The organism is Hyphomicrobium sp. (assembly GCF_035548195.1).
In the GTDB taxonomy this organism is placed as follows: Bacteria; Pseudomonadota; Alphaproteobacteria; order Rhizobiales; family Hyphomicrobiaceae; genus Hyphomicrobium_B.
This window is the reverse complement of the sequence record NZ_DASZTY010000025.1, coordinates 227135-253412: the sequence shown is the minus strand read 5'-3', so window position 1 is coordinate 253412 and position 26278 is coordinate 227135. Positions and strand designations below refer to the sequence as shown.

Annotated in this window: 25 protein-coding genes and 1 tRNA gene; 15 read left to right on the top strand and 11 right to left on the bottom strand. The window is 59.0% G+C overall.

The genetic code is table 11. The features are described from left to right. Positions 1 to 17 precede the first annotated feature (17 nt). A complete protein-coding gene (locus VHB22_RS10795) occupies positions 18 to 701 on the top strand; it encodes an HAD family hydrolase (protein WP_325456972.1) in 684 nt (227 codons plus the stop codon). Here the strand turns inward: VHB22_RS10795 and VHB22_RS10790 are convergent. Beyond that, positions 691 to 1068 carry a DsrE/DsrF/DrsH-like family protein gene (locus VHB22_RS10790; protein ID WP_325456971.1) on the bottom strand — a complete coding sequence of 126 codons (378 nt, stop codon included), beginning with the start codon at positions 1066 to 1068 and terminating at the stop codon, positions 691 to 693. The genes VHB22_RS10795 and VHB22_RS10790 overlap by 11 nt on opposite strands. Before the next feature lie 71 nt (positions 1069 to 1139). Beyond that, positions 1140 to 3455, bottom strand: coding sequence for an efflux RND transporter permease subunit (locus VHB22_RS10785; RefSeq protein WP_414652735.1), 2316 nt, complete (start codon positions 3453 to 3455; stop codon positions 1140 to 1142). Positions 3456 to 3742: 287 nt separating this feature from the next. On the opposite strand from VHB22_RS10785, the gene VHB22_RS10780 reads away from it, so the two are divergent. From VHB22_RS10780 to msrA, 4 genes are all read left to right on the top strand, one after another. Then, on the top strand, positions 3743 to 4267 hold the full coding sequence (locus VHB22_RS10780; RefSeq protein WP_325456969.1) for a hypothetical protein: 525 nt from the start codon (positions 3743 to 3745) through the stop codon (positions 4265 to 4267). Between the two features lie 47 nt (positions 4268 to 4314). Further along, a tRNA-Val gene (locus tag VHB22_RS10775) sits at positions 4315 to 4389 on the top strand. Between the two features lie 149 nt (positions 4390 to 4538). Next, positions 4539 to 5087 (top strand): BPSL1445 family SYLF domain-containing lipoprotein, encoded by a 549-nt coding sequence (locus VHB22_RS10770; protein ID WP_325456968.1) that lies wholly within the window; start codon positions 4539 to 4541, stop codon positions 5085 to 5087. Between the two features lie 103 nt (positions 5088 to 5190). Beyond that, positions 5191 to 5940 (top strand): peptide-methionine (S)-S-oxide reductase MsrA, encoded by a 750-nt coding sequence (msrA, locus tag VHB22_RS10765; protein WP_325456967.1) that lies wholly within the window; start codon positions 5191 to 5193, stop codon positions 5938 to 5940. Between the two features lie 60 nt (positions 5941 to 6000). On the opposite strand, the gene VHB22_RS10760 is transcribed toward msrA, so the two are convergent. Both VHB22_RS10760 and VHB22_RS10755 read right to left on the bottom strand, forming a co-directional pair. Then, the gene (locus VHB22_RS10760) at positions 6001 to 7179 is read right to left on the bottom strand and encodes a type III PLP-dependent enzyme (RefSeq protein WP_325456966.1); all 1179 of its coding nucleotides are present in this window, start codon (positions 7177 to 7179) and stop codon (positions 6001 to 6003) included. A gap of 255 nt (positions 7180 to 7434) precedes the next feature. Further along, positions 7435 to 9816: a DUF4384 domain-containing protein gene (locus VHB22_RS10755; protein WP_325456965.1), complete on the bottom strand. Its 2382-nt coding sequence runs from the start codon at positions 9814 to 9816 to the stop codon at positions 7435 to 7437. A 208-nt stretch (positions 9817 to 10024) separates the two neighbouring features. On the opposite strand from VHB22_RS10755, the gene VHB22_RS10750 reads away from it, so the two are divergent. The 4 genes from VHB22_RS10750 (at position 10025) to VHB22_RS10735 (ending at position 13906) form a co-directional block, all read left to right on the top strand. After that, on the top strand, positions 10025 to 11788 hold the full coding sequence (locus VHB22_RS10750; protein WP_325456964.1) for an ABC transporter ATP-binding protein: 1764 nt from the start codon (positions 10025 to 10027) through the stop codon (positions 11786 to 11788). Positions 11789 to 11930: 142 nt separating this feature from the next. Further along, on the top strand, positions 11931 to 12095 hold the full coding sequence (locus VHB22_RS10745) for a hypothetical protein (protein ID WP_325456963.1): 165 nt from the start codon (positions 11931 to 11933) through the stop codon (positions 12093 to 12095). 207 nt (positions 12096 to 12302) lie between these two features. Beyond that, a complete protein-coding gene (locus VHB22_RS10740) occupies positions 12303 to 12938 on the top strand; it encodes a hypothetical protein (RefSeq protein WP_325456962.1) in 636 nt (211 codons plus the stop codon). 86 nt (positions 12939 to 13024) lie between these two features. After that, positions 13025 to 13906, top strand: a complete 882-nt coding sequence (locus VHB22_RS10735) for an NAD(P)-dependent oxidoreductase (protein ID WP_325456961.1) — start codon at positions 13025 to 13027, stop codon at positions 13904 to 13906. 14 nt (positions 13907 to 13920) lie between these two features. Here VHB22_RS10735 and VHB22_RS10730 read toward each other — a convergent pair whose 3' ends face one another. The 3 genes from VHB22_RS10730 to VHB22_RS10720 all read right to left on the bottom strand — a co-directional run bounded on the left by VHB22_RS10730 (position 13921) and on the right by VHB22_RS10720 (position 15660). Beyond that, entirely contained in the window at positions 13921 to 14418 is a 498-nt protein-coding gene (locus tag VHB22_RS10730; protein WP_325457151.1) for an Lrp/AsnC family transcriptional regulator, read from the bottom strand. A gap of 121 nt (positions 14419 to 14539) precedes the next feature. Further along, positions 14540 to 15151 (bottom strand): glutathione S-transferase, encoded by a 612-nt coding sequence (locus VHB22_RS10725; protein ID WP_325457150.1) that lies wholly within the window; start codon positions 15149 to 15151, stop codon positions 14540 to 14542. A gap of 2 nt (positions 15152 to 15153) precedes the next feature. Beyond that, positions 15154 to 15660, bottom strand: a complete 507-nt coding sequence (locus VHB22_RS10720; protein WP_325456960.1) for a thermonuclease family protein — start codon at positions 15658 to 15660, stop codon at positions 15154 to 15156. 171 nt (positions 15661 to 15831) lie between these two features. Here VHB22_RS10720 and VHB22_RS10715 point away from each other — a divergent pair, with 171 nt between their 5' ends. The 4 genes from VHB22_RS10715 to VHB22_RS10700 all read left to right on the top strand — a co-directional run bounded on the left by VHB22_RS10715 (position 15832) and on the right by VHB22_RS10700 (position 20375). After that, entirely contained in the window at positions 15832 to 17448 is a 1617-nt protein-coding gene (locus VHB22_RS10715) for a HAMP domain-containing sensor histidine kinase (protein WP_325456959.1), read from the top strand. A gap of 6 nt (positions 17449 to 17454) precedes the next feature. Next, positions 17455 to 18138 (top strand): retropepsin-like aspartic protease family protein, encoded by a 684-nt coding sequence (locus VHB22_RS10710; protein ID WP_325456958.1) that lies wholly within the window; start codon positions 17455 to 17457, stop codon positions 18136 to 18138. Positions 18139 to 18181: 43 nt separating this feature from the next. Further along, positions 18182 to 18757, top strand: coding sequence for a retropepsin-like aspartic protease family protein (locus VHB22_RS10705; protein ID WP_325456957.1), 576 nt, complete (start codon positions 18182 to 18184; stop codon positions 18755 to 18757). A 112-nt stretch (positions 18758 to 18869) separates the two neighbouring features. Continuing rightward, complete coding sequence (locus VHB22_RS10700; protein WP_325456956.1) at positions 18870 to 20375, top strand: phosphomannomutase/phosphoglucomutase; 1506 nt, start codon at positions 18870 to 18872, stop codon at positions 20373 to 20375. 98 nt (positions 20376 to 20473) lie between these two features. Here the strand turns inward: VHB22_RS10700 and VHB22_RS10695 are convergent, their stop codons facing one another. Both VHB22_RS10695 and dusA read right to left on the bottom strand, forming a co-directional pair. Next, positions 20474 to 21298 carry a sulfite exporter TauE/SafE family protein gene (locus VHB22_RS10695; RefSeq protein WP_325456955.1) on the bottom strand — a complete coding sequence of 275 codons (825 nt, stop codon included), beginning with the start codon at positions 21296 to 21298 and terminating at the stop codon, positions 20474 to 20476. Positions 21299 to 21313: 15 nt separating this feature from the next. Then, entirely contained in the window at positions 21314 to 22312 is a 999-nt protein-coding gene (gene dusA / locus VHB22_RS10690; protein ID WP_325456954.1) for a tRNA dihydrouridine(20/20a) synthase DusA, read from the bottom strand. Positions 22313 to 22606: 294 nt separating this feature from the next. Here dusA and VHB22_RS10685 point away from each other — a divergent pair, with 294 nt between their 5' ends. Continuing rightward, the gene (locus tag VHB22_RS10685; protein WP_325456953.1) at positions 22607 to 22912 is read left to right on the top strand and encodes a hypothetical protein; all 306 of its coding nucleotides are present in this window, start codon (positions 22607 to 22609) and stop codon (positions 22910 to 22912) included. Between the two features lie 17 nt (positions 22913 to 22929). Here VHB22_RS10685 and VHB22_RS10680 read toward each other — a convergent pair whose 3' ends face one another. Further along, positions 22930 to 23259, bottom strand: a complete 330-nt coding sequence (locus VHB22_RS10680; RefSeq protein WP_325457149.1) for a lysozyme inhibitor LprI family protein — start codon at positions 23257 to 23259, stop codon at positions 22930 to 22932. 99 nt (positions 23260 to 23358) lie between these two features. After that, a complete protein-coding gene (locus tag VHB22_RS10675) occupies positions 23359 to 25278 on the bottom strand; it encodes a hypothetical protein (protein ID WP_325456952.1) in 1920 nt (639 codons plus the stop codon). A 480-nt stretch (positions 25279 to 25758) separates the two neighbouring features. Here VHB22_RS10675 and VHB22_RS10670 point away from each other — a divergent pair, with 480 nt between their 5' ends. Continuing rightward, complete coding sequence (locus VHB22_RS10670; RefSeq protein ID WP_325456951.1) at positions 25759 to 26223, top strand: MarR family winged helix-turn-helix transcriptional regulator; 465 nt, start codon at positions 25759 to 25761, stop codon at positions 26221 to 26223. Positions 26224 to 26278 lie beyond the last annotated feature (55 nt).

Genomic DNA, 26278 nt, shown 5'->3' with positions numbered 1-26278 from the left:
CGATTTAAGGAGAATTCATGAAAGGCTGGACGGTTGTCTTCGATCTCGACGGTACGCTTGTGGATACCGCGCCGGATCTTGCCGAAGCCACAAATTACGTACTCCGAACACTAGGGCTCGACCGCGTAAACGAGCTTGAAATTCGTCCCTTCGTCGGACACGGCGCGCTTGCCATGATCGACGGCGCGATCAAGGCGCACGGACGCACGCTTTCCGAGCGAGAGCTTCATGATCTCTTCGAAGTTTTCATCGCCTACTACACCGCACACATCGCTGACCACAGCGTGCCCTATCCAAACGTCTTGGAAACGCTCGACACCTTGCGCAACGAAGGTGCGACGCTCGCTGTCTGCACTAACAAGATCGAGATGCAGGCGCGCGCCGTACTCTCGGCGTTGAAACTCGATGGCTATTTTTCAGCTCTTACCGGACGCGACAGCCTCGGCGCTTATAAACCGGATCCGAAGCACCTGACCGGTACGATTGCGCGCGCTGGAGGCCGTAACGATGCGGCGATCATGATCGGCGACAGCGAGACCGATATCCGTACTGCCAAAGCGGCTGGCATCCCGATCGTCGCAGTCAGTTTCGGCTATAGCATCGATCCCGTCGCGTCCTTTGGTCCCGATGCGATCATCGACGATTATCGCGACTTGCGGCCTGCGCTGAAAAAATTCGCCGATACTTCGATCAGTACGTAAGCACTCTGTTATTGCCGGACATGACGTCTTCGATGAAGTGCGCAGTGCCGACGACACCGCTGCATTCGGGGATCAAATCGTCCCGATGCATGTCGAAAAGATCGAGCCCGGTCGAGCAGCAGAAGAATTTCACACCTGCGGCGTGGGCTTCCTTAATGAAGTCGTACATCGAACGCGACTCGCACGGCGTCATCCGTATCGCGCTCGCGACACCGTTCTTCAACAGTTTGGCTGACGAGCCGCTGCAAACGACTTCGACATTGTAAGACATTCCCGCCGCGGCGATTGCTTGGAAAATGGGCGGGCAGAGTTCCGCGGGATTTGCGGGATCGGTATTTGCCAGGATGAAGATCAGCTTCTGGGTCACCGCAGCCTCTCGGTGGATCGGCGCTCGGCGAACACTAACCCGGCTTCGACGCTACGGGCAATGGTGCGGAACTAGAAATGGCTGCTGATATAACGGCGATAAACAAGAATAGTCGCCGGCAGGAAGACGAGATCGGCAACGAGAGACGCTAGGAGCGTAACGCCGCAAACAAATCCGAACAGGCGCAAGGAAGGGAGATCGGAAAATACGGTAACGCCGAGGCCGAAGGCTAAGACAATCGTCGTCAGGATGATTGCCGGGCCGACTAGCACGCGGGCTTTACGGATTGCTTGCTCGGGCGGCACATCCGGTCCCTCTTCCAGCCGTAGCCTGTTCAAGAAATGGATGAGCGCATCGACCCCCAATCCGAAGACGACGAGCAACGCCACCACGGACGCGAATTCGAGGCCCCCGCTCAGAAAATAGAGTAAGGAACCGGCGGCAACGACAGGGAACAATCCCGGCAGCAAGCTGATGAACCCGACGAACGGCGAGCGGAAGGCAATCGCCAGTAGAAGCGCAGCAACGAGCACGCACAGCGGAATACTTTCATCGAGCTGCGAGATCATCCGATAGCTGTTGCGCGCGGCGAGCGCTGGAAGGCCGGTCACCGAAATCTCATAATTCGGATATGCTTTCCGCACCGGATCGAGTGCCTTATCCACCTTTTCGACGATCGGAAGAATCTTGCTCGCATCAACGTCCGGGAGCCGACCCGTGACGAGCACAGCGTCCTGATTCTCGTCTATGAAGCGGCGAACGAGGTGCTCAGGCAAAAGCTTGACGTATTTTTTGACCGTCTCGACGTTGTCGTCGCCGTTCTCACGTAGCCAGCGCCGCAAACTTTCCAGCGACCAGACGTTTCCAAGCCCGGCCGCCTTTTCAAGCGCGACATGCGTATCCTGGATGACCTTGAGCGTCGAAGGGTCGTAAAGGCTTTCCTTGCTCTTGTCCCAGCGGATCATGACATGGAACGGATTTGCGCCCGTTAGTTTACTGTCGATCCGGCCAGTGGCGGCGATCGCCTGCTCGCGGTCCGGAACCTGATCGGCGAGGCGATATCGAGGTTCAAGCTGCAGATGGTAGTAGGCAAAGTAACCAAAGAGCGCAAAGCCGAGCAGCGTATAAAGCACCGCATGCTCCACGACGCGGTCGACGACGGCGCCAACGAAGGTTCCGAGCGCATCCATCATCCGGTCGGCAGGCGTGTGCTCGCGCGCCAACGTCTTCTCGTTACGGATGAGAAGCAGCGCCAGAAGCGGCAACACAATGATCACGGCGATGAAGGAAATACAGACCGACATCGCTCCGGCTTCCCCGAAAGTCCGGATCAGACCCGACTCTGAAAACAGCAACGCCAGAAACGACAGCAAAGCGGCGGCGTGAGCCAAAACGCATGCCGGCCCGACGACCTTGATCGCAAAGCGGACGGCTTCGAGCTTGCTGTCGCCCTCACGAAGCCGGATGCGTATGGCCGAAACCATCTGCATGCTGTCCGCAAACCCCATCACCATGATGAGCGGCGTCATGACGTTGAGAAACAAATTCAGCTTGAAGCCAAGCCAGCCCAGCAAACCAAGCGACCAGCAGACGGCAATCACCGGCGGCAACGCCGCAACCAGCATCAGCGACACGCGCCGAAAGAAAACAGCGGCTATGGTCGCGCCAAACAAAAGGCCGAGACCGTTGTAGACGATCTGGTCACGCTCGACGGCATTGCGGATCTCAAGCTGCATCACCGGCGCGCCCGAGAGCTTAACCGACAATCCGGCCGGGTTGAGGTCCTGTTTCGCCGTGGCGCCTATGTCGCCTATGACCGTCTTCGCGGATTTTTCGGCAACGACTTTGCGGTCGAGCGCCAACACCATCAACGCAAGCTTGCCGTCATTCGATAGAAATTTGCCCTTGACGATGTCGTTATTCTTCAGCGCCGAAAGCACGGCATTGAAGCCCGCAGCGTCCTTGGGCAAATCGTCCGGCACAACGGGCGGGGCGTAGCCTGTCGCATCCGGCTTACCGCGCGCCGAGAGCATCGAGACGATGCCGTCGACGCCGTCCGCAAGCTGCAAGTCGGCGGCGGCATTTGCGAAAGCCGTAAGGCCCTCGCGTGTCAGAAGGTTCTTGCCTTCGACGACGACGAGAACGTCGTATTCGCTTGAGGGAAACAGGCGGTCGATCGCCTCGTAGGTCTTGAACTCGGGGGTATTGGTACGAAACAGCTCCGACAAGCTGTCATCGACCCGAAGCTGCAGCAAGCCCTGTACGGCAAACCCGGTAATGACCAGAACGATCAGCGCGGCAAAGAGTGGCGCCCGCAGCCCGATTAGGCCCAGCTTGTTCAGTCCCAAGGACAATGGAATCGAACGCGGCGGCTCGTCGAGCTGCAAACCTTCCTCCCAGGCAACCCCGATTTCGGAGGTCGCGGTCGCGCCTTCCCCCTCGTCGCACGTCAAGCGCGGGGAGACATCGCATTTTGCAAGGGTCGAGCGCAAGGGCGCGTGGCACGCAAGACACGGTCAAACTTCGCTTTCGCACGCATTTTAGGCAGGCAACGGGATGCGGCATCGCCGTCGATTTCGTTCCCGACCGCAAATCGATAGGAAGCTGCATGAAAGGTAGCGGAACTCCACGTGGCCGGTACTCAGGTTGGAACCCGCCGAATCAGGAAACGCTCATGCGATTGTTTCGGGCGCCAAGGCGCTTTCTCGTCGTCTTCCTCATGGCAGCCGCGAGTGTATCGGTTCCCGGCTCCCGTGCTTTCGCGAAAACGGCGGTGCTCGGTCCGGTCGCGTTCGAGGTGCCGGAGGACTTTGCGAACGTTGCGGGGCCGCCGCAGTCGCTGCACGAGGACACATCGGGCATTACCGTTGAAGCCTCGGAGCTGCCGTTGCAGGCGCTGCAAGAGTTTAAAGGTCCAGAATTCCTCGAATTTCTTGCAAGCCGCGGCTACACGAACGCGCCTTATCCGAAGGACGGGCTAAAGCGCAGCGCCCCCCACACCTACGTGCAGGCGGATGCCAAAGGAAAGCTCGGACCGGAATCGCGCTTCCTGCTGGTGCTCGGCGGCAAGGATCGTGCAGCGATCATCACGGCGTACGTGCCGAAAAGCCAACTAGCCAATGGCCATGCGAGCCGCGCAGCGATCGAAGCAATACTGTCGAGCGCCTCCGTCATCCCGGCGAGCGCTGCGAAGCCCTGACTGCTTGACAGTTTCCAGAAGCACCTCGCATAAGGTCTTCCCTTCAAGGGCGGTTAGCTCAGCGGTAGAGCACACGCTTCACACGCGTGGGGTCACAGGTTCAATCCCTGTACCGCCCACCATTTTTTCGGTCCAGCCGTAGGGTTTGCGATTGACCGCGAACATCGTTAATCGCGGCGAAGGATACCGGCGTCCGAAGTTTTTCCGAAAACTGCCGAATTTGGCCATGAAGCGGCGCCAAAACCGCTTTGGGGGAGCGAGGGAGATCACTATGTCGCTTAAAGCAATAGCTGCTGCGCTTTTCGCGTTCGCGGCCGTCATCATCACTGCGCCGTCGAGCCAAGCCGCGTCTGGTCCCGAGATCGACGCCGGCGTCGATGCGACGCTCGACACGTTTTTCTATAAGGTCCGCGGGGCCCGAGAGCTCGCACACAAAGCTGTCGGCATCCTTGTCTTTCCTTCGATCGTAAAAGCGGGATTTGGTTTCGGCGGTGAATACGGCGAAGGCGCGCTCCGCGTCCACGGCAGAACGGTCGGCTATTACAATGATGTCTCGGCCTCGGTCGGATTTCAGATCGGCATCCAATCGCGCTCCGTCATCATCATGTTCATGACACCCCAGGCCCTTCACCAGTTCCGCAGCACTGCCGGTTGGAAGGTCGGTGTCGACGGCTCCGTCGCCATCATAACGGTGGGCATCGGCGGCTCGATCGACACGAACAAGATCACGAGCCCGGTCGTCGGCTTTATCCTCGATCCGAAGGGGCTGATGTATAACTTGACGCTCGAAGGCTCGAAAATCTCACGAATTTCGAGATAGTCGCGCTCGGGCGCGCGGCGCGCGATGTAACAGGCTAGGCGGTCGACACGTATGGAAGGGAAAGCCCGTGAGCCGGGCATTCAACTTCATAGCGGAGCGGACCATGGCGTTACTATCGTCGACTGAGACCGGAGCGGCAAGGCGCCGCCTCGGGAGTATCGTTCTCGCTGCAGCCGCAATCTTTGGGGCCGTCGCGATCGCCAACGCTTCGTTCTCGTCGGCAAAGGAATCGCGCGCGATCCCACCGCCAACACTCAATGAGCCCGCCGCAACGAAAGGTAACGTCGAATCTGCCGTTTTTGCCGGTGGCTGCTTCTGGGGTGTCCAGGGCGTCTTTCAGCATGTCAAAGGCGTGAAGGAGGCCATCTCCGGCTATGCCGGCGGCAAAGAGGCCGACGCGCATTATCAAATCGTAGGCACGGGCCGGACGGGACATGCCGAGTCCGTACGCGTGACCTTTGATCCTAACAAGGTCAGCTATGGTCGGCTGCTCCAAATTTATTTCTCAGTAGCTCACGATCCGACCGAACTTAACCGGCAGGGTCCAGATACAGGTACGCAGTATCGTTCGACCATCTTTCCGACATCGCCCGAGCAGACGAAGGTCGCTAAGGCCTACATTGCGCAGCTCGACGCAGCACATGTCTTTGCAAAGCCGATCGTCACGACTATCGAGCCGGGCCGAGCCTTCTATCCAGCGGAAAATTATCACCAGAACTTCTTGGCGCTGAACCCGGCCTATCCCTATATCGCCATCAACGACCTGCCGAAGGTCGCGAACCTGAAGCGGCTTTATCCGACGAACTATCGTGACGCGCCCGTTCTGGTCGCGATCGCAAAAGCATCGAATTGAAGTGACGTTGATAAAATATAGTCATCCCGGCGAAGGCCGGGATGACGAACAAGAAATTGCTCAAGCGTTGCGGGCGACCGGTTCGAGGTCGCGTGTGTAAATCGAATACATCGGCTCGTCCTGCAGAATGACGTCAATGTACTGACCATAGCCGTTAAATCGCGTCGCCAGCGCGCGGCCATAGGCACCGATGTTGCCGATTTCGATGTAATCGCCTTCGCGCACCGAACGCGGAAGCATGAACGGACCTTTCATGCGGTCGATGGAATCGCACGTCGGTCCCCAAAGCTCGAACGGCTCAAGCGGCTCATTGGGATCGAGGCCTTCGCGGATCAGGCGGACGGGAAAAACAAAGCCCATATGCGCGCTATCGAAGAGCGCACCGTAGCCCCCGTCGTTGATGAAGACCTGATTGCCCGGCTTCCTGAGATCGACCTTGACGATCAGACTCTCTGCCTCGGCGACAAGCGCGCGGCCGGGCTCGCAGATCAGACGGCAGTGCTCAGTCACAGGCATCTTATCCATCGACGTCTTGATCACGTCGATGAAATCGGACAAGCGCGCCGGTACACTGTCGGCGTAGCGCGAAGGAAACCCACCGCCGATATCGATGGCATCGACCACAACGCCCGCCTTCACGATGTGCTTCTTCACCTCATCGAACGCCATTGCATAAGCGTCGGGCGTCGTCGTCTGGGAGCCGACATGAAACGTGATGCCAAGCTCGTCGGCCACCTGACGCGTCTTGACGAGCAGGCGTTGCGCTCTCTGGCCGGAAATGCCGAATTTGTGTTCGAGCGGAACGCGGCTATTTTTCGCCGGCACCGAGATGCGGACGAACAGCTCCAGGTCCTTCGCGCCTTCGGTCTCCTCGACGATTTTTTGCAGCTCGTCCTCGGTGTCGAGAGCGAAGCACTTGATGTCGTAATCGAAATAAGCGCGGCGGATGGCATATCGCGATTTCACCGGATGCATGAAGTGCAGCCGCACGCCGGGAATAGTCGCGGCATCCTCGAGCTCGGCGACGGAAGCAACGTCAAACTGCGTAATGCCCGCACCGTAAAGGGCACCGAGCAGAAATACGGAGCTGTTCGCTTTATAGGCATAAGCGACTTCGCCCGGAAAATTCTTGATAAACCAGCGCGCCGCACGGGCAGCCGCCTGAGGACGTGCCGCGAAAACAGGCCCCTCAGGCCTCATCTCGGTCACCATCTCAAGCGCGGTTGCGAATTTTTCCATCGCGAATGAACCTCCGAAAACGAAGCGTCCGTATAGGATGCGGCGGCCGAGCGATCTCCGTTCTCAATCCATCGGCAGAGGGGTGCATTTAGGTGCGGCGCTCCCTCATGTAAAGGTTTTTAAAGACCTTCGCTTTGCATGGTCGCCTAATTCTTCCCGAAAAGCGACACCGGTGATTAACGCCAAATCTATTTCGCTGGATGACAGTCCTGCGACGCCCTCCGCCGCTGCTCAAAGGAAGATTTTCTTGGCGGGCTACTTCTGGCCAAGAACGAGGACGGCGCGACCGTCTCTCAATGGGTGCTCGGTCGGTACATCCGGCCGGAGAGGTTCAATTTTTTCTCCGCGCTGCCGCCGCCGGGTCAACGCGCCGGCACGCGCAATACGCGCGCTTTCGGCCTTCTCGGGATTGGAACGAAGTTCGGATTCCGTCACGAGCGTATCTTCAATGAAGTTTTCCCAATTACCGAGCGCCGTAAATCTCTCGCGCTCAAAATCGTGCTCAATGCCGACCGGCGGAACAGCGCTCGTAGAGCAGCGAGCGAGCAACGTCTCGCTGCCTTCCGATTTGAAACGAAGCTGAAACGCGGCATCAGGGCCGGGAATGCTGATAGGTTTGCCCGCCGAAATCAGATTGTCGCGCTCGAAATCGTTCGGAAAGAGCACCGTCGCGACACCGCTTGCATCGACGCTGATCACGGTCAGATAGCAGTCGTTATCCGCCTCGACCTCTACCGTCACCAAATCGCCCGGCTTCGGACGTGGTTTGTCGATCCACATACTGAGGCCGATTTCTGATTTGACATCGCGAAGAAAGCCCCCGGAGCCCGAACGCTCCTTCTGCGGCTCGTCGATTCCCCGCAAGAGCGAAAATAATCTTTCAAGTTCGGTGCGTGACAGCACACCATGCAGCAGCCGTCTCGCCAAAGGCGCAGCAGCGCCCTTCGCATTGGTGAGTTCCTCCAAAAAGGCGTCGCGTTCAAGACCGGTCTCACCGCGAGCCATGTCGAAATTGACGCCCTCCCGATAACGGCGAGCAAGTCCGGAAATCATTTCTTCTCCCCGAACGCGCAATTTGGCGTCGATGCCCGCAAGCTTGGCCGCGAGCCGATAGCGGTCGTTGCCGCCGATCATCAACAGCGCGGTCTCGCTGTCCGTCCCGAACATTGCGAGCACCGCAGAACGGCTCGGGCTCGGCGGCGCCGACGTATCTGGCGAACCGGCCGATTTGAAGTCATCGTGAGCATCAATCAAACCTGCGGCGTGACAGGCGAAACACTCCCCTCCAGCTTTTGTCGATGGCTCAACGGCATTGGTTCCGATCCCGGCGTAAGGCTTTTCTATCCCGGGCAGGACGCGATCGATCCGACGTCCCGCAGCATCGTACAGGGCGAACGCATAGAACCCATTCGGAAGCGTGAATATCGCGCGCACTTCGTCGGGCTTGAAGGGTGTCCTGTCACGGCCTGCCCGATCCGGACCCTCGGGATGCTCGAAGATATCTTGAACACCTGTACTGGTGGCGAAATCGTAGACGAGCCACAAACCACCGCGCGCACCCGGATGATGTTCGATCAACCGGTTTGCGCGCGTCACAGCGCTCGAACGGATTGCGATGCGTCTCGCTGCGCCTTTATCGATGTCGCGCGAGATATCGACTCCGTTCTTTTTTGCAAGCTCGGAAAGCGTCTTTGGCATGTCCAGCAAATCGTAATAGAGCGGCGTCTCTGCCGCGGTGGCAGCCAGCCAATCGCCATTGACGATCGGGACCTTGGTCTTCGCGGTACCTTCGACATCCTTTGCGACTGGACGCACGAGCGCCTTCGGATAGGCACTTTCGATGAGCTTCCAGCGGCGGCCATCCCAACCGAAATCAGACAAGCGGAACGAAAAGACGGTCCCGGATGCGTCGAGCGGCGTCAGCTTTACCGGCTCCGGCGCCCAAGACAGCGAATTCATCAGCTTGTTCAGCGCCTGAGCGTAAGCCGACATCTCGGCGGACGTCGCACACGTGTTGTAGACAGAGACAAGAGATATGAAGCGAACCTCACCGCCCTGATCACGCTCCAGGCGCTGCGCATCGCGCATCATCTTGTCGATATCGGCGGGTCTTACGGGCTGCCTGGCCGGGCACGCTTGGACCGAAGGCTCGATATCCCTGATCCAACCGCGAATGTTTTCGATGTCGTCCGGCTGAGGTTCAGCGGTGCCGGATGCTGCGGTAAAAATATCCAGCGGCGAATGGCGCGTTTCGAACACATCATAGAGCCGTGAAGCATCGGGGATGCCGGGCCGGATGAGAACCGGATCTCGGGCAAGGTCGTCTATCGACAGGATATTTGCGAGGTCGCCGGATGCCACCGGCTGTTCGAGGCGGCCGGACTGATGGCAGCGGGCACAATAGGTCTGGAGCACGTCATAAGCTTTGGCGGCGCGCGGTTCCTCAGGCCGGACCGGCACGGAGATGTTGTCCGGGGCCGTTAATGTCTGCGTTGTCGCCCCAGACTCGGCGGCCCGAAGCGAGCCGGCGTAAATAAGACAAACCGAGACGAGGATGGCGACGAGCAGCGACCTCGCAGACTTCACGTTTATTACGGTCGTGCAATGCACCGTGCTTTGCCCCACTTCCATCCTCATTCCGAGACGCGTCCCTACGGTCAGCGCGCGGCACGATAGTGGCGCGCGATCGCTGCACAAGGGCCGAGAATCACCCCGCCTGCGAACTCCACATGAATGCTCGTTCAGAAACCAAGATCGCCGCGACGAAACGCGCCGAACTCCATTTTGAACTTCGACCAGAGCCGCAAGTTAGCAGTCAAAGCATGGGACGCACGGGAGAGACTGAATGGGTGACCTTTCGGATTTTGCCAATCACCCTTACCGGTTTATTCGCCGCATAATTGCCGGTTATCGCTGGAGCCACCTCGCGATTTTCCTCTCCGTCCTCGGAGCCGTCACATGCTCCGTTTCCACTCAGTATGGCGTAAAGAAACTTGTCGACGCGCTTTCCGATCCCGCACCTCATTCGGCGGTGTGGATTGCCTTCGGCCTTCTGATCGCACTGATAGCAGCCGACAACATGTTCTGGCGCGTCGCCGCCTGGCTCTGCCATTCGACCTATGTCGGCGTCTCGGGCAGCGTACGCCGCAAGCTCTTTCGCCATTTGACGGGTCATGCTCCGAGCTTCTTCAGCAATCAAGCCCCCGGAGCACTCACGAGCCGCATAACGGCGACGGCGAACGCCCTCTACACCACAGAGACGATGGTGACATTCAACGCGATGCCGCCACTTATCGCGACCTTTGTTTCCATCATCTATCTCGCGACGGTAAGCCTTCAAATGGCGTTGTGCATTACCGCCCTCGTCGCAGTCGTTGTGCTCATTATCTTCTATTGGGCCGCCTCCGGCACGCCTCTTCATCATGCTTATGCGCATGAGGCCGCCGGCGTCGACGGCGACATGATCGACGTCGTCTCGAATATTTCGGTCGTTAAAGCCTTCGGGCGCCTGAAAAGCGAACATCGCAGGTTAGCTGGCGTGATTGGCCGTGAGATGCGCACCCGTACGCGAAGCCTTTACTTCCTGGAGAAGCTTCGGATCTTCCACGCCGTGACGACAGCCTTGCTGACCGCGGGCGTGCTTGCGTGGGCGATCTCGCTTTGGCAGGCAGGTAAAGCGACGCCGGGAGATGTCATTCTCGTCTGCACTCTCGGACTTTCAATACTGAGTGCGACGCGCGACCTCGCAGTCGCTCTCGTCGATGTCACGCAACACCTAGCGCGTTTTTCCGAGGCGCTCACGACGCTGCTTGTACCGCACGAGCTCGTCGCGCCGGTGGTGGCGACAAGCCCGCGAAGATCGCGTGGCGTGATCGAGTTCCGCAATGTCAGCTTCGCCTACACGGACAGCGCGCCTGTCTTCCGATCGCTCAGTTTCAAGATCGACGCCGGAGAGCGCGTCGGCATCATAGGACCGTCCGGTGCCGGTAAGACGACGATCTTCGCGCTCATGCAGCGGTTCTACGATAAACAGTCGGGCGCAATCCTGATCGACGGACAGGAAAGCACGGCAATGACAGACGCCGCTTTGCGCAATGCGATCGCCATCGTGCCGCAGGACGTAAGCCTGTTCCACCGCACGCTGCGCGACAACATCCGGTATGGGCGCCCAGAAGCTACTGACGAGGAAGTCTGGGATGCCGCCGACATGGCGCGATGCATGTCTTTTATCAAGCAATTGCCGGATGGGCTCGACACGATCGTCGGCGATCGCGGCGCCAAGCTTTCCGGCGGTCAAAGACAGCGGATCGCCATCGCACGCGCGTTCCTCAAGGATGCGCCGATCCTTCTGCTCGACGAAGCAACATCGGCACTCGATATGCAATCGGAAGAACTTATCCGCCAGGCGCTTTCGACACTCATGAGAGGACGAACGGTTCTCGCGATTGCGCATCGGCTCTCGACGCTTCGCAACTTCGATCGCATCATGGTCATCCAGAACGGCGAGATTGTTCAGGACGGCCGTCCGGATGCGCTATTGAGCAAAGGCGGCGCCTATAAATCGCTTGTCGATCTTGAAGTCAGCCGCTTGCACACCGTTGCCGCGTGATATCGGCAGCGAGGAAGTTAAGAGAGGTGAAGATTTCGTTAAATTCACATCTGCCGCATTAGCGATGCCGCAGCTTCCGCGTCGACGGAATGATCAAATTGGGTTACAAGACTCTTACTTGATCAGCGCATAGGCGACCAGGATGGACCTCGAAGCCGCCCATGACCGAAATACAAGTGCCGACAAGCTCATCCGCTGCGGCATGGCGTTTTGTCTTCTCGTAACAGGCTGCATCCTGCTTGGCTCGCTCGCCGTCGCGACGCCCGACGGGCAGCCGCCAAACCGTGTTTCTGCCACGTCACTGTAGCAACCGACTTCACGACCCGATCCCCTCGACCGATCCAAACTGGCCTTATGCAATTTGCATGGGGCCTTTTCTTTGATCGTTTGCATAGGGCCTTTTCTTTGATCGAATGAAAGCGCAATCCAACTCCTGAGGACTTTGTTCAGCTTTCGCTCATGCGCCGACATCCACATTAGCCGGCATTCGGCCTCTCCTCGGAGATCACCAATAATGCGTTTGTCCGCTGCGCCCGTGCTCGTCATTTGCCTCCTCTGTGTATCGCAGGCCGCGACGGCTGAAACCGCGGCAGAAGCCGATGCCAAGTACAAATATCCACCCTATGGCCAGCAAACGCAGTCCAGCGAGCAAAGCGAACCTGACTACAACTACGCACCTGCCCCGACCAGCAGCGCACCGCCGGCCGCGGGGAATACCTATGACCGAAATCCCGCCGCGGACGGTCCACACAGCGACGAACGAGTGTACCGTGACGACGCCGATCGCCGCCCCGGCGCGGATGATGCCTTCGACGCAAAAGGCGAAGAGTTCTCGCCCCCGCGTGAGGCAGCCATTCAACCGCCGCCGCGTTTTGGCGATCGGCCTCTCGTCAGCGCAACAGCGAGTGCGCCGGACCGTAGCATTCCTTACGACCTCCGCGCGCACGACGCACGCCGCGCCGCCATCGAAGCCTGGCGTGACAAGGCTGCAGAGCGTTTCGGACCAGAATTCTCGCGCTGGCGTATGGCCGCGCACCGCCACATCGATTGCCGGCCCGAGCGGCACGGCGATGTCGTTTGTACTGTCAGCGGCGAACCCGTTCGCGGTTATGGCCGCTTCGGCAGGTTCGACCGCTACGCTCCCTATTGAGCGACATCTTTTCGCTGCTTCTCCGTTGACGGCAAATCCGCTTTATAAGCCCCGCTCAAGCAATCGGATATCGAAGGAAAAGCGGAATGGCGAAAGTGGCATGGCTCGGGCTGGGCGTCATGGGATTTCCAATGGCCGGCCATCTCAAGGTGCGCGGCGGCCACGACGTTGTCGTTTACAATCGCTCCCACGCGAAAGCCAAGAAATGGCGTGATGCGTTCGGCGGTTCGACCGCCGCCACGCCCGCCGAGGCCGCTCGGGATTGCGACGCCGTTTTTTCTTGCGTCGGAAACGATGACGACGTGCGAAGCGTCACGATCGGCCCTGACGGGGCCTTTCAGACAATGCGCCCCGGTACGATCTTCGTCGATCACACGACCACGTCGGCGCGTGTTGCGCGCGAGCTTTCGGCTGCTGCCACCGAGCGAGGACTCTATTTTCTCGATTGTCCGGTTTCCGGAGGACAGGCCGGTGCCGAAGGCGGGGTGCTGACCGTCATGGCGGGAGGTGAGGAGGATGCGTTTGCCCGCGCTGAACCTCTAATCCTCTCATTCGCGAGAAACATACGGCGCATGGGACCATCGGGCTCCGGTCAGCTCGCGAAGATGGCCAACCAGATCGCCGTTGCGGGCGTTGTGCAAGGACTTGCAGAAGCCATCCATTTCGCGGAGTGCGCGAACCTCGATATCGAGGCCCTGATTGCGACCATCTCGAAGGGCGCCGCGCAATCGTGGCAGATGGAAAATCGCTGGAAGACGATGCACGCGCGCGAGTTCGGCTTCGGCTTCGCGGTCGATTGGATGCGCAAGGATCTCGGGATTTGTCTGAACGAAGCCGCTTCGAACGGCGCCGAGTTGCCCATCACGGGTCTGATCGACGGCTACTATCAGGAAATCCAGGAACTCGGGGGCAGCCGCTGGGATACGTCGAGCCTGATCGCTCGCCTCGGGCACAAGCCGAAAACGTAAATCTAGGCCCCCCGTCAGACCTCGGCGTGCTCAGCCGTCTGCTTGTGCCCCGGCAAGGCAAACTGCAGCGGCAGCGCCGTGGTATACTTGATCTGCTCCATGGCGAATGCGGACGACACCTTCGCGATGTCGATGCGCGAAATGAGCTTCTTATAAAAGACGTCATACGCGGCAATGTCCGGAACTGCGACTCGCAGCAGGTAATCGATGTCTCCGGACATGCGGTAGAATTCGACGACCTCCGGAAACTCGGCGACAGCACTGTGAAACCGCTCAAGCCACGCGAGGGAGTGCTTATCCGTTTTGATGGAGACGAAGACGGTCACGCCTGCATTGACCTGCAGCGCGTCGAGGATAGCGACGCGGCGTTGGATGACCCCTGCCTCCTCCAGCTTTTGCACCCGCCGCCAACATGGGGTGGTTGAGAGGCCGACTTCTCGGCCGATATCGGCAACCGGACGCGTGCAGTCCTGCTGAAGAATACGCAGGATCTTGATGTCCATCTCATCCAGCATAACGAGCAATCTCCGAAACATGATTTTAATCAAATCGGCTTCGGCGATTAATATTTTCTACTGCGATGCCGGTCAATGGCGAATGTAGTATTTTTTTCTAACCAGCAAGGATTTGAGATTACGATTTCGCGCTCGGACGCGACGACACGGAGGCGTACCAGCGCCTCACATTTTGAAACCGCTCGGGTTTGGGAAGGCGCGCAGGCTTCATGAAGTCGATAGCGACAAGCGCAGTGATGTCGGCAATAGAATAATTTTCGCCCGCAATGAACTTGCTCGCTGCGAGGTGCCGATCGAGCCGCGCGAGTTCATTCTCGACTTTGTCCTTGTTTGTCTCGCCCCAGGCTTCGATTTGGGGAACTTCGAGATGTGCCATTTTCGGGTGCAAATGCCGGAAGACGGTGGCGACGGCACTGAATAGTCCAAGCTCGACGCGACGGTTCCACATCTCAACTTCTGCTTTGCCGGCGGGACCGATGCCAAACAGCGGCGGCTCGGGCTGCAATTCTTCGAAATAGCGGCAAATCGCAACCGATTCCGAAATCGCCCGTCCGTCATCGAGGATGAGAACCGGGACACGCTGCCAGGGATTGATTGCGGAAAAGTCTTCGCGACGAAGATTTCCGCTCATGATATCGCATTCCTCCCGCGGCACCTCGATACCCTTTTCCGCGAGGAAAATGGTGACGCGCCGTGGATTAGGAGCTCTGTGCGTTTCAATGATGCGCAAGATCATTCCCTCGCCTGCTTGTGCTCATCGCGCCACTGGCGCGGCACTTGAAATTCCGACGCCCAAATCCCGCGGCGAGCAGCTTTCGCCTCGCGCTCTTCCCGCCAGTAGCCGCCATAGGAAACCGCCATACCGTCGGCAACCATACTGGCATTCAGATCGCGGCTGCCAGAGCGGCAATAGGCAAGCAGCCGACGATATTTGTCCCGCTCACTGACGTCGCAAGATACCGTCTGCCAGCCTATCATTTGCCCCAAGGCGGCGCGCGCGGCGGCCCCGCAATTCCAAGTTGTCTCGCCGCGTTGACACGTCTGACGCCCTTCCGGTGCGTCAATGCCTTTGAGACGGACCTCATAAATGCCGACCCACAGGCTATCGCCATCGATCAAGCGTGCCGGTCCGCTGATATGGGGCAAAAAAGGGTCGGTCCAGCGCCGCCGCAGACCATTAAACCAGCCCCCGCGGCCGAATAGAGCCATTGCAACTGCAAGAGCTATCAGGGCAGCCAATCGCGCGGACTTGAGCGCCTTTCGCCGTTTTGAACGGCCCCAGCGCCGCATCTCTTCGCCCTTTGACAATTGGGGACGGCCATAAGCCTTGCATTAACGAATTAACGCCACTTTACGCCTGTCGCTGCAGTTTGGGTTGTTGCGACATGTCGATTGGATGCGACTTTCCCCATGGACGATTTTCCCGCGAGCGCCGAAAAAGCTGCGACGCCGCCCGCGCGCCGCAGCCGCCCCGACGACGGGCTTAAGTCGTTTCGCGACCGGCTGACCCACGGCACGACGCATAAGCCAGAGTTCGAGTACGAGTTGCTGACGATGTTCGCGCGCAATGAAACGAGCGCGCCCTTCGCCATGCCGGCGCTGTGCTTCATCTTCTACATCGCATCGATGTTCTGGGCGTCGTTCATGGAAGCGACGATGTGGATCGCGATCGTATCGATCACACGTGTCTACATGCTCGATCAATGCCGCCGTCTGCTGGCGGCTCCACGCGCCGAAGTCAACGTCGGGCAATGGCGGCGACATTTCTTACGCATCGAGCTTTTAAATGGCCTGGCTCTGGCTGCATTTGCACTGATCGGCATATCGGCGGTACCGCCCACGCATTCTTCACCCGCCACGTTTTCTTCACATGTGTTCATCTTCGCGACGCTGATGGTCGTTCTCGCCATCCGCATGACGTTCGCATCGACCCTTCCGCGCGTGTTTCTTGCCGGAACGGTGCCAATGACGCTCGCGGTCACTGGACGCCTCTTCACGCTAGGTGACCCATTCTATTTTGCCCTCGCCTCAATGGCGGTCGGCATTCATGTGTTCTTCGTTTATCTCGCCCGTGGTCTGCACTCGACGGCTTTGGCGATGGTCGAGTATCGCGCCGAAAAAGACGATTTGATTTCGGAGCTGGAAGAGGCAAGCGCCATCTCGGATGAAGCGCGGCGGCGGGCGGAAGCCGCCAACAAGGCCAAATCACGGTTTCTCGCGACCATGAGCCATGAGCTGCGCACCCCGCTCAACGCCATCATGGGATTTTCCGAAGTGATGGAAAAGGAGCTGCTTGGCCCTATTGGCAGTGACACTTATCGCGAGTACGCACGCAATATCTATACAAGTGGTGATCACCTGCTGTGCATCATCAACGAAATTCTCGATCTCTCGCGCATCGAAGCCGGGCGCTACGATCTAAGCGAAGAGACAATTCGCCTGACGGATATTGCCGAAGATTGCGAACGCCTCGTCAAGATCAAAGCCGATGCCAAATCGCTCCAACTGGTAGAAAATTTCGCACCCGATCTTGCGCACGTCTGGGCTGACCCCCGTGCGCTCCGTCAGATCTGTCTGAACCTGTTGTCGAATGCCTTGAAGTTCACCCCGCGCGGCGGCCGCATCACGCTGTCGGTCGGTCATACCTCGGACGGCGGGCAGTTCATCACGATAGCGGATACGGGCCCGGGCATTCCGAAGAAGGAAATCCCGCGTGTGCTGCAGGCGTTCGGACAAGGATCTCTAGCGCATGAATCCGCTGAAGGTGGCACCGGCCTCGGGCTTCCCATCGTCCAAAACCTAATCCACCTGCACGGCGGTACTTTCGATTTGCAATCGGAATTGCGCAAGGGCACGGAGGTCACCGTAACGCTGCCGCGCCAGCGCGTCCTCAAGACGATTACCCCATTGCAGCCGCTCGGACAGGAACGGCATCGCGATCCCGCGCCGCCGCGCCCGGTGCGCCAACCGCGCATGCGGTCGTCATCGCCCTATGGAGCATCAACCCCTTATCGCGCAGGAGCCTGAGGTCCGATGTTCGCTTTATTGCTCGCGGCTATTGTGACACTCGGCGGCGCCGTGCTCTTCGTGCTCTGCAGCGGATCGAGTCTCGAAGCCGTACAAGGTCCGCCGATCGCGATCGCTGTCGTCGGAGCATTGATTTTGCTTTACCTGCTTTCAAGCCATGGCAGCGAACAGCGGCTGGGTCGCCTGCCCGCCCTGATCGCTCTGGCCCTCGTCGGGGCACTCGGCGTGATTGCCGCGCGCAGCGATACGGCGGTCCTTATCACGGGATACTTTAACACCGCCAAGCTTGACGAGACGGCGCATTTGCCCTCACCGCAGGGTCCCGCATCGGTTCGCATCCGCAAGCTCGCGGACGGCTTCGTCGCCAACACCGAGATCAATGGCCAGCCGATGCAGGCGCTCGTCGACAGCGGCGCAGCAACGATCGTATTGCGCCGGTCCGATGCCGAAAAGGCGGGCGTGGACGTGCGCAGTCTGACGTTCGATACGCCGCTCAAGACGGCCAACGGGACAACCTATCTGGCGCCCGTCCGATTAAAGTCTGTACGCATCGGAGAAATCGTTGCCGACGATGTCGAAGCCCTTGTCGCCAAGCCCGGAGCCCTTAACGAAAACTTGCTCGGTCAGAGTTTCTTAAGACACCTCACGTCTTATGAGGTTGCCGGAGATTTCGTGACGCTCCGGCAGTAGCGCGGCTTACCGCGTCGGCTCATGGCCTGTTGAGGCGCTCAGGATGTCTTCGGCAACCGCCAGTCTCTTCGCTTCCGTTGCGTTGGCCGCCATCGGAGCCGCCGGTTTCGCTTACACCCTGACCCATCCCGGTTTTGTAGCCAATCTCGCCAACCGCTTGGTTGCTGAAACCCCGGCCCCTGGCAACGATATCGACACCGCGAACGCGATCCCTGGTTCAAATCCGAATCCAGTAGCCGCCGAATCGGCGGGAACAGCGTCAATTCCCGCCGGTGCTTATGGCCACTTCGAAACCGAGGCGGAGATCAACGGCCGCTCCGTAGACGTCATGGTCGATACCGGCGCTTCCCTTGTCGCGCTCACATACGAGGACGCATCGCGCCTCGGCATTTATGTCAATCCAAGTGATTTCACGCATATCGCAAAAACGGCGAACGGGACCGCGCGCGTAGCACCCGTCACGATTTCGCGCATCAGCATCGGCGATATTACCGTGCGGGATGTCCCAGCCGTGGTTTCCGAGCGAGGCAAATCGGAACGCACCCTGCTTGGAATGTCATTTTTAGGGCGTCTTTCCCGCGTCGAAATGCGCGGCGGAACCCTGGTGCTTCAAGAATAGTTCATCTAAGTCTCTCACTCCAAACGCTGATAGACGTTGTGCGCCACCACGCACGCCGCGCGACCAGTTTCGATGCTCCACATCGGAACGATGTTTAAACGGGATGGATTGCATGCTGCCGAAGCCTCGTGCCGACCTCAAACCCAACACCGCCGATTTCGAACGGCTGCCGCTCGTCAAACCGACGGGTTTTCGCGAATACGACGCACGCTGGCTATTCCCCGACGAAATCAATCTGATGGGTCTTAATGCCGTTGGCGTCGGCATGGCGACGCTGTTTACTCGGCGCGGCGTCCCGAGGCGCATTGTCGTCGGACACGACTATCGCTGGTATTCCGGCGCCGTGAAGCAGGCGCTGATGACGGGGCTCCTGGCAGGGGGCTGCGAGGTGCACGACATAGGTCTTGCGTTATCGCCGATGGCCTACTACGCGCAATTCGAACTCGACGTCGAAGGCGTGGCGATGGTCACGGCCAGCCACAACGACAATGGCTGGACCGGCATCAAGATGGGCCTGGCGCGCCCGTTGACTTTCGGACCCGACGACATGTCGGAATTGAAGGCGATCGTCCTCAACGGCGAATACGAACCGCGCACCGGCGGCCGCTACATTTTCGTGCCGGACATGGCTGAGCGCTATGTCAAATCGCTCACCGACCGACCGAGGCTCAAACATAAGCTTAAGGTCGTTGCCGCCTGCGGCAACGGCACCGCGGGCGCGTTCGCGCCGCAGGTTCTGAAAGCCGTCGGCTGCGAGGTCATTCCGCTCAACACCGATCTCGACCATTCCTTCCCGAACCACAATCCGAATCCCGAAGATATGAAGATGCTGCACGCAGTTTCGGCCAAGGTGCTCGAAACCAAGGCCGACGTCGGACTGGCCTTCGATGGCGACGGGGATCGTTGCGGCGTCGTCGCGAATGACGGACACGAGATCTTCGCCGACAAAGTCGGCGTCATGCTCGCGCGGGACATTTCCGCGCTCCATCGAAATGCGAAGTTCGTCGTCGATGTGAAATCGACAGGCCTCTTCACGACCGACCCCATGCTCAAAGCCAACGGTGCCACAACCACCTATTGGAAGACCGGGCACAGCTACATCAAACGCTTCAATTTCGAGAACAAATCGCTCGTCGGTTTCGAGAAGTCCGGACACTTCTTTTTCAACGAACCGCTCGGGCGCGGCTACGACGACGGCCTCGTCTCGGCCCTTGCGGTTTGCGACATGCTCGATCGCAATCCCGGCAAATCGATTGCCGAGCTGCGCGACGCGCTGCCGAAGACGTGGAGTTCTCCAACCATGTCTCCGCATTGCGACGACGAGAAGAAGTACGATGTCGTGGAACGCATCACCGCGCACTACCAGCGCCAGAAGGAAAGCGGCGGACACGTCGCCGGCCAGCCCATCCGCGACCTAATCACCGTCAACGGCGTGCGCGTGATGCTCGACGACGGCACGTGGGGCCTTGTCCGCGCCTCGTCGAACAAGCCAGAGCTTGTCGTCGTCGTCGAAAGCCCGACGTCGGAAGCCAACATGAAAGCTATTTTCAAGGACATCGATCAGCAATTGTCCCGCTTCCCGGAAGTCGGCGAATACAATCAGAAGATCGCTGTATAGTTGGCGCCAGCGACTCCGCTTCGCGGGGCCGGCCGCCAGCAATCCTAGCTCTATGTTGGCGCTGGCGACTCCGCTTCGCGGAGCCGGCCGCCAGCGCATTAGATCAGCGTTACCAGAAAACGGAGTGCGACGCAGGCAAGGAAGGCGGCGAACGCCAGTTCCAAAGCACGCTTCGGAATGCTGTGCGCAACCCTGACGCCGAAGGGCGCGGCGAAGACACCGAGCGGTGCAATCAAGAGCGCGCTGGCATTGACGTAGCCTAACGACAGAGGCGGCAGACCAGGTTCGCCCCATCCTGACAAAATATAACCGATGATCCCCGGAATCGCGATGATCGGCCCAAGCCCGGTTGCCGTTGCGACCGCCTGCAACAAAGGACGGCCATAAAGCGTGAGCAGCGGCACGGTAAAGCTTGCGCCGCCGATCCCCATCAATGTCGAGATGGTTCCGATACCGAAGGCGGCGCCTTCAAGCCGCGGCGGGCGCGGCAGTTCATCGGCGATGCGCCAGTCGTCGCGGCCGAGCGCCATTTTGATTGCGAGTGCCGTTCCGAACACCACCCAGACCCAGCGCAACAGCGAGCTGCTGGCGCGGTCGGCGATCACGACACCCAGCGCAACGCCGAGGAAAATCCACGGTCCCATCCGCCGGACGACTTGCATATCGACCGTTCCCCGAGCCCGAAACGCCATGAATGATCGCAAAACAGTCGGCGCGATAACGCAGAGCGTCGTTCCGAGGGTTAAGTGCATCCGAACGCTTTCGGGCACGCCGACGATGCCGAAAACTTCGTAGAGAACCGGCACGAGAACCCCGCCGCCACCGATGCCAAGGAGGCCGGAGAGAAAACCTGCAAGAAGTCCGGCAGCCGTCAGCAGCAAAAGGAGCCCGATAACGTGCTCGATGGGCACCGCCATAAGCATCAGGCGAAACCGGGCCTAAGCTGCATAGGACCGTTCGCGAGAGCGGGCCTCGACAAGCACAATGGCCTCACGCAGCACATCGGCTGTCGCGGAAGCAGCGGTCGCCCCTTCGCTCAAGTGACGCCGGAAAGCCTTGCCGCGCGGTTGTCCATGGTAAAGCCCGAGCACATGGCGCGTGACATTCGACAGCCGCCCTCCGCCGCTGATGTGCCGCTCGGCGTACGGCACCATTGCGTGCAGCGCGTCTGCACGCGTCGGGCTTTCGGCTTCCGAGCCGAAAATCGTGCGATCGACGTCCGCAAGTATCGCGGGATTTTGATAGGCTGCGCGGCCGACCATGACGCCGTCGACATGATCGAGATGCGCTTGCGCCTCCGCGACCGTCGTGATGCCTCCATTGATGACAATTTCGAGCTCTGGGTGCGCGGCCTTCAGACGGTAGATGCGCGCATAATCAAGCGGCGGCACCTCGCGGTTCTCTTTCGGCGACAGTCCCTTGAGCCACGCCTTGCGCGCGTGAACGATGAATGTCGTGCAGCCGGTCGCGGAAACGATATCAACGAAGCGGCGCAGATCTTCGTCCGCATCCTGATCGTCGATGCCGATACGGCACTTGACCGTGACGGGCAGCGCTTGCGCCTTGCGCATGGCGGCGACACAGTCGGCAACAAGTTGGGGTTCAGCCATCAAGCACGCACCAAAGCGGCCTTCCTGCACGCGATCCGACGGACAGCCGATATTCAAATTGATCTCATCGTAACCGAAGTCGGCACCGATGCGGGCCGCCTCCGCCAGTTTTGCCGGATCAGAGCCGCCCAGCTGCAATGCAAGGGGGTGCTCCAGGTTGGAAAAGCGGAGAAGACGCGCACGGTCGCCGTAAATCACCGCGTCCGCCGTGACCATCTCTGTATAGAGAAGGGCGTGCCTCGTCAGATGCCGGTGGAAGACGCGGCAATGCCGGTCCGTCCAATCCATCATGGGGGCGACACAGAAGCGGTGGCTCAGTTTATTCATTCGATGAAGTTCTGTGACGGTCTACTAACTTTGCTGACGAAAAACCTTCTAAAGCCCCTACGTCAGTCCGCCAATGGGTTGACCTTGTCGCAATCGCGTCTTTGTTGAGCCGAAGCCGGATGGGAGCCAGGATCGTACCAGAAACGGTGGCTTCCCCGTCCAGCAGAGCCCAGAGCTGCTTCATCGTTAACGTTTGCAACGGTCGTTTTTTGCTATTGTCAGCGGCACATCTGATATTTTTCAGCAAGACGAATCGCGCTGGCCATCGCGGCGCGAGCCATTCGGAGAACTATCATGAAGCAAACCTGCGCAACATCGATGGCGGTGCTTCTTTTTACAACTGCAGCACCCTGTTTACTGGCGTTAACGGCGCCGGCAATCGCCGACGATATTCCCGAAAGCATGCGGATCGAGCAAAAGGCCGAGAAAGACTACGCGAAAAAGCCCGTCGTCCCGATAAATCGCGGAAACGCTCATCATCGCAATCTCGGCTTGCCGAGCGAGGACGACCTTCCTGCCGATCCCGGTGCCGGCGGCGCCTCGGATACCCCCCAGCTCGCGCCCGTGCCACCGATACCGAGCGATAAGACCACAAAATAAAATAATCTATCGGGGCGTCAGAACGGCCCCCGAGCTGCGATCGCTTCCATGACTGTGTTCAGATCGCGGATGCGGACGGCGTAGGCCTTTTTCAGGCACGAAACGTTATTGCCGCAAGCATCCCGCCGCTGCAGCCATGCGCGCTGAGCGTCCTGAATATCTCCCCGCTGCCCCATTGCGACGAGCGACGTCGTAATCGCGAATAGCGTTGCCATCCGCGCCTCCTGCTGGCCTAATCCATAGTTTGCACAAATTGCGCGCTCCGCGGGGATATTGGCCTTGTTACAGTCCAATGGTGCGTACGTCCCTGCCGACGCAGAAAACGCGAAAAAGAATTCAAATACCATTGTCGTCGCAAATAGCCGGCGCATGGCCACCTCAAGGTCGATTAGCGACACTGATCTACCAGCGAAGACGCAGTCTTGTCAGCAGTCAACGGCAGATTTCTATGGTTGCGCTTTCACTGTCGACGTCACCACCGCCGCGACGGCCCTCGCATCCTTCGGCGTTGGATCATGATCGCTTGGCAGCTCGGCAGTGCCCGGCGATTGCTCAATCGCGGCGAGCCACTCGGCCGTCTTTTGGTAATCCGGATCGGCCAGAAAGCGCTCGCTTGGCGTAAATCCGTCCGCACGGCTGATAACCTGAGCGATCAGCTTCCGAAACTCGGGCACATCGAAATACGACGCATGCACCAGTTCTTTCCACGTAAAGTAGGTGCTGATGGCGGTATCCGCCGTGTGGGGTGGAACCGCAAACCGGATCTGGCCGATAGCCTGCCGGAATTTTGCAATCGACTGGCTGGCAGCCGCGTTGCTGTAGTTCGTCACCAAATCCGCTATGGGAGCGGACAACCGCGGCTGAGATCGATCGAGCCATGACGGCCGGTCTGCAGCGCCAAGTACGACCTCGCCTTCCGTGTCGTTGCCGAATCCGGCGCGTTTGACTTCGGAATTCGTAATGCCGTTCAGAAATTTGCTCGACACACCGCTGATGATAGACGCAAGCGCATGAATCGTCGCCATGAGCAGGAGCGCGATCAGGCCAAATATGATGGGCGTCACAACCAAGGGCACTGCGAGCGACCAGATCAGGCGATGATAGCTCGCGCCGCGAACATCATCAGCTCCAAGGACCCATGATAGCTCATCCGTGACCAGATGAAGGAGAAGGCCGCTGTTATAGGTCAGGTCATGACCAGCCCCGCATATGATTCCGCCTTCGCAAGGCTGACCGTCCTTTTCCAGAAAACGCTGACGAAAGCGCATCGCCCGTTCGATATCGGAAAAGTTCGAATATTTCGCCGCCAAAGACTTTCGCTTTTGTCGATACTGCCGCCACATCTCCGATCGATCTTGCGCGGGTTGGCCGGCGCCTTCCGCACCAGCGGCGCTTTTTTCGACAGCCCGGCTCCGGCGAATAGCTGCGAGATCATCCCGCAGCGCTTTCATATCGGCCTCAACTTCAGACGTGAGATTCACGGCGTAAACGTTCGTATAGAGCCAATTGGAAAGGCCAACGATCGTCGGAGGAGAAAACAAGGCCGCGAGATAGATGAGTGGCAGCGCCACAACGGAAATAAGGGTGATCGTGGATACCGCGAATGATTTGTCGAAGAATGTCAGCCGCGCATCCGGCAGCAGCGCTAAACCTTGAATGGCTTCGTCGTCTGGATGTGAGAGCGCGCGCCAACGCGCGGCAAAATTCTCCCGTGCGCGACGCATGACACCGCGACGGTGATCAAGCATGGCACGCCGATCAAGATAGCTAAAAAGAAAATAAACCGCGATCGCGGGCATGCTCATGAACGCGATCGTCCAATACTGAACACGCGGGAAAAGGCCGCCGAACAACATCCGGTCGCCAGTAAAGATCGTCGCGCCCTGATAGATGAGCAACATCATCAGCAGCATCATCGAAGCAACGAAGACAACCTTGCGAACAAGGCTCAAGCGCGTCAGCAGCCAAAGCTCCTTACGCAAATTGATGAACGGCGTCCCGACGGTGATCCACCGCTTGAGGTTCGGCAACGTCTTCCGGCGTGCGGCGCTCTCAAGAAGCGCGAAGGAGACGATGGAACCACCATGGCTGTGGCCAATAATGCAATAAGGCTCGCTTCTGGCTTCCAATCCGCGCAAAATATTCGCCAGCTCTGCACCTGCTCGGCGGCGCTCGACTTCGCTGTTATCGCCGGGCCAGACGAATGCTTTCACGTCGAGACGGCCGTCGCGTGCTTCAACGAGTTCGCGGAGGTCATGTTCAAACGCACTCTGCGTTTCCCACCATTGCGGCTCAACCACGCCGCCGTCGGGATCCGGCTCCGTCGGTTTCGCGAACGTGCCGTGCACGGTGATAACAGTCGCCATCGCCCTTCCCCGTTCGGAGCTCCGACCAGATGGCTGCGTCGCAACGATGCCGCGTCAGCCGGCCACGCAAACACTGCCGCGCCTCTTAAAGGCGCTTCACTCCAGATCGGGCACTGGATGATGCCCTAACTCTACCTAGGTGACATTACGTGGTGGGCGCCGGGAGGCGGAAAACAGAGACGTGTGGCAACAAAACCGCGGATACCGGCAAGCGCCCGTTCATCTGAAAGCGATCGCAGTCTTTACGGGCCTGCCGTCATGAAATTTTCTCCATGTTCGACGGGTCCTAAGACTCGGCTTCGTTAGCACAATCCCGGCGGAATGTGCGTGCACAGCCAAATCCAATCGTTCCGCGATACATCTCCGTCCCATCCTATTTTCACAACCAAGACAAGCGAGACTCCGTCGGCTTGCTCATGTTTCCTCGGCAAGCGTTTGCATGCTGATGAATGCTTGCGCAGCGAATGGGAGAAATGAGAAATGCGCCACGACAACGCGACTTACTTTCAGCGATCGATCCTGCACCTCCTCCGTCGTGTGGATCAGTGTGCAACCCAGCTTTACTCGAACGAAACGAGCGATAACGACCTGACGCTGAGACAGCTCGCGATTATGACGGCGATTTCGCGCGAAGATGACTTGAGCCAGACCGACCTCGTGAACATTACGGGAATCGATCGCTCGACGGTCGCCGGAATCGTGAGCCGACTGATCCGCAAGGGGCTTCTGGAGCGCCGCCGTTCAGCGTTCGATGGGCGTGCTTACTGCGTCAAGCTTTCGAAACGCGGACTCAAAGCGGTCGCGGGCGCAGACCGCCTTTATACGCGGATCGAAAAGAAACTTCTATCCGGATTGCCCGCAGCTGAAGCCAACCAATTCGTAACAACCCTAAAGACCATTCTCGGCGCGCAAACAGGCGACGGAAGACAGTCAGCGCGCGCGTGACTGCCCACCGCTCGACGAGCGATAGCCGTTCATGCAGATCCTAGCTGATCGCCGC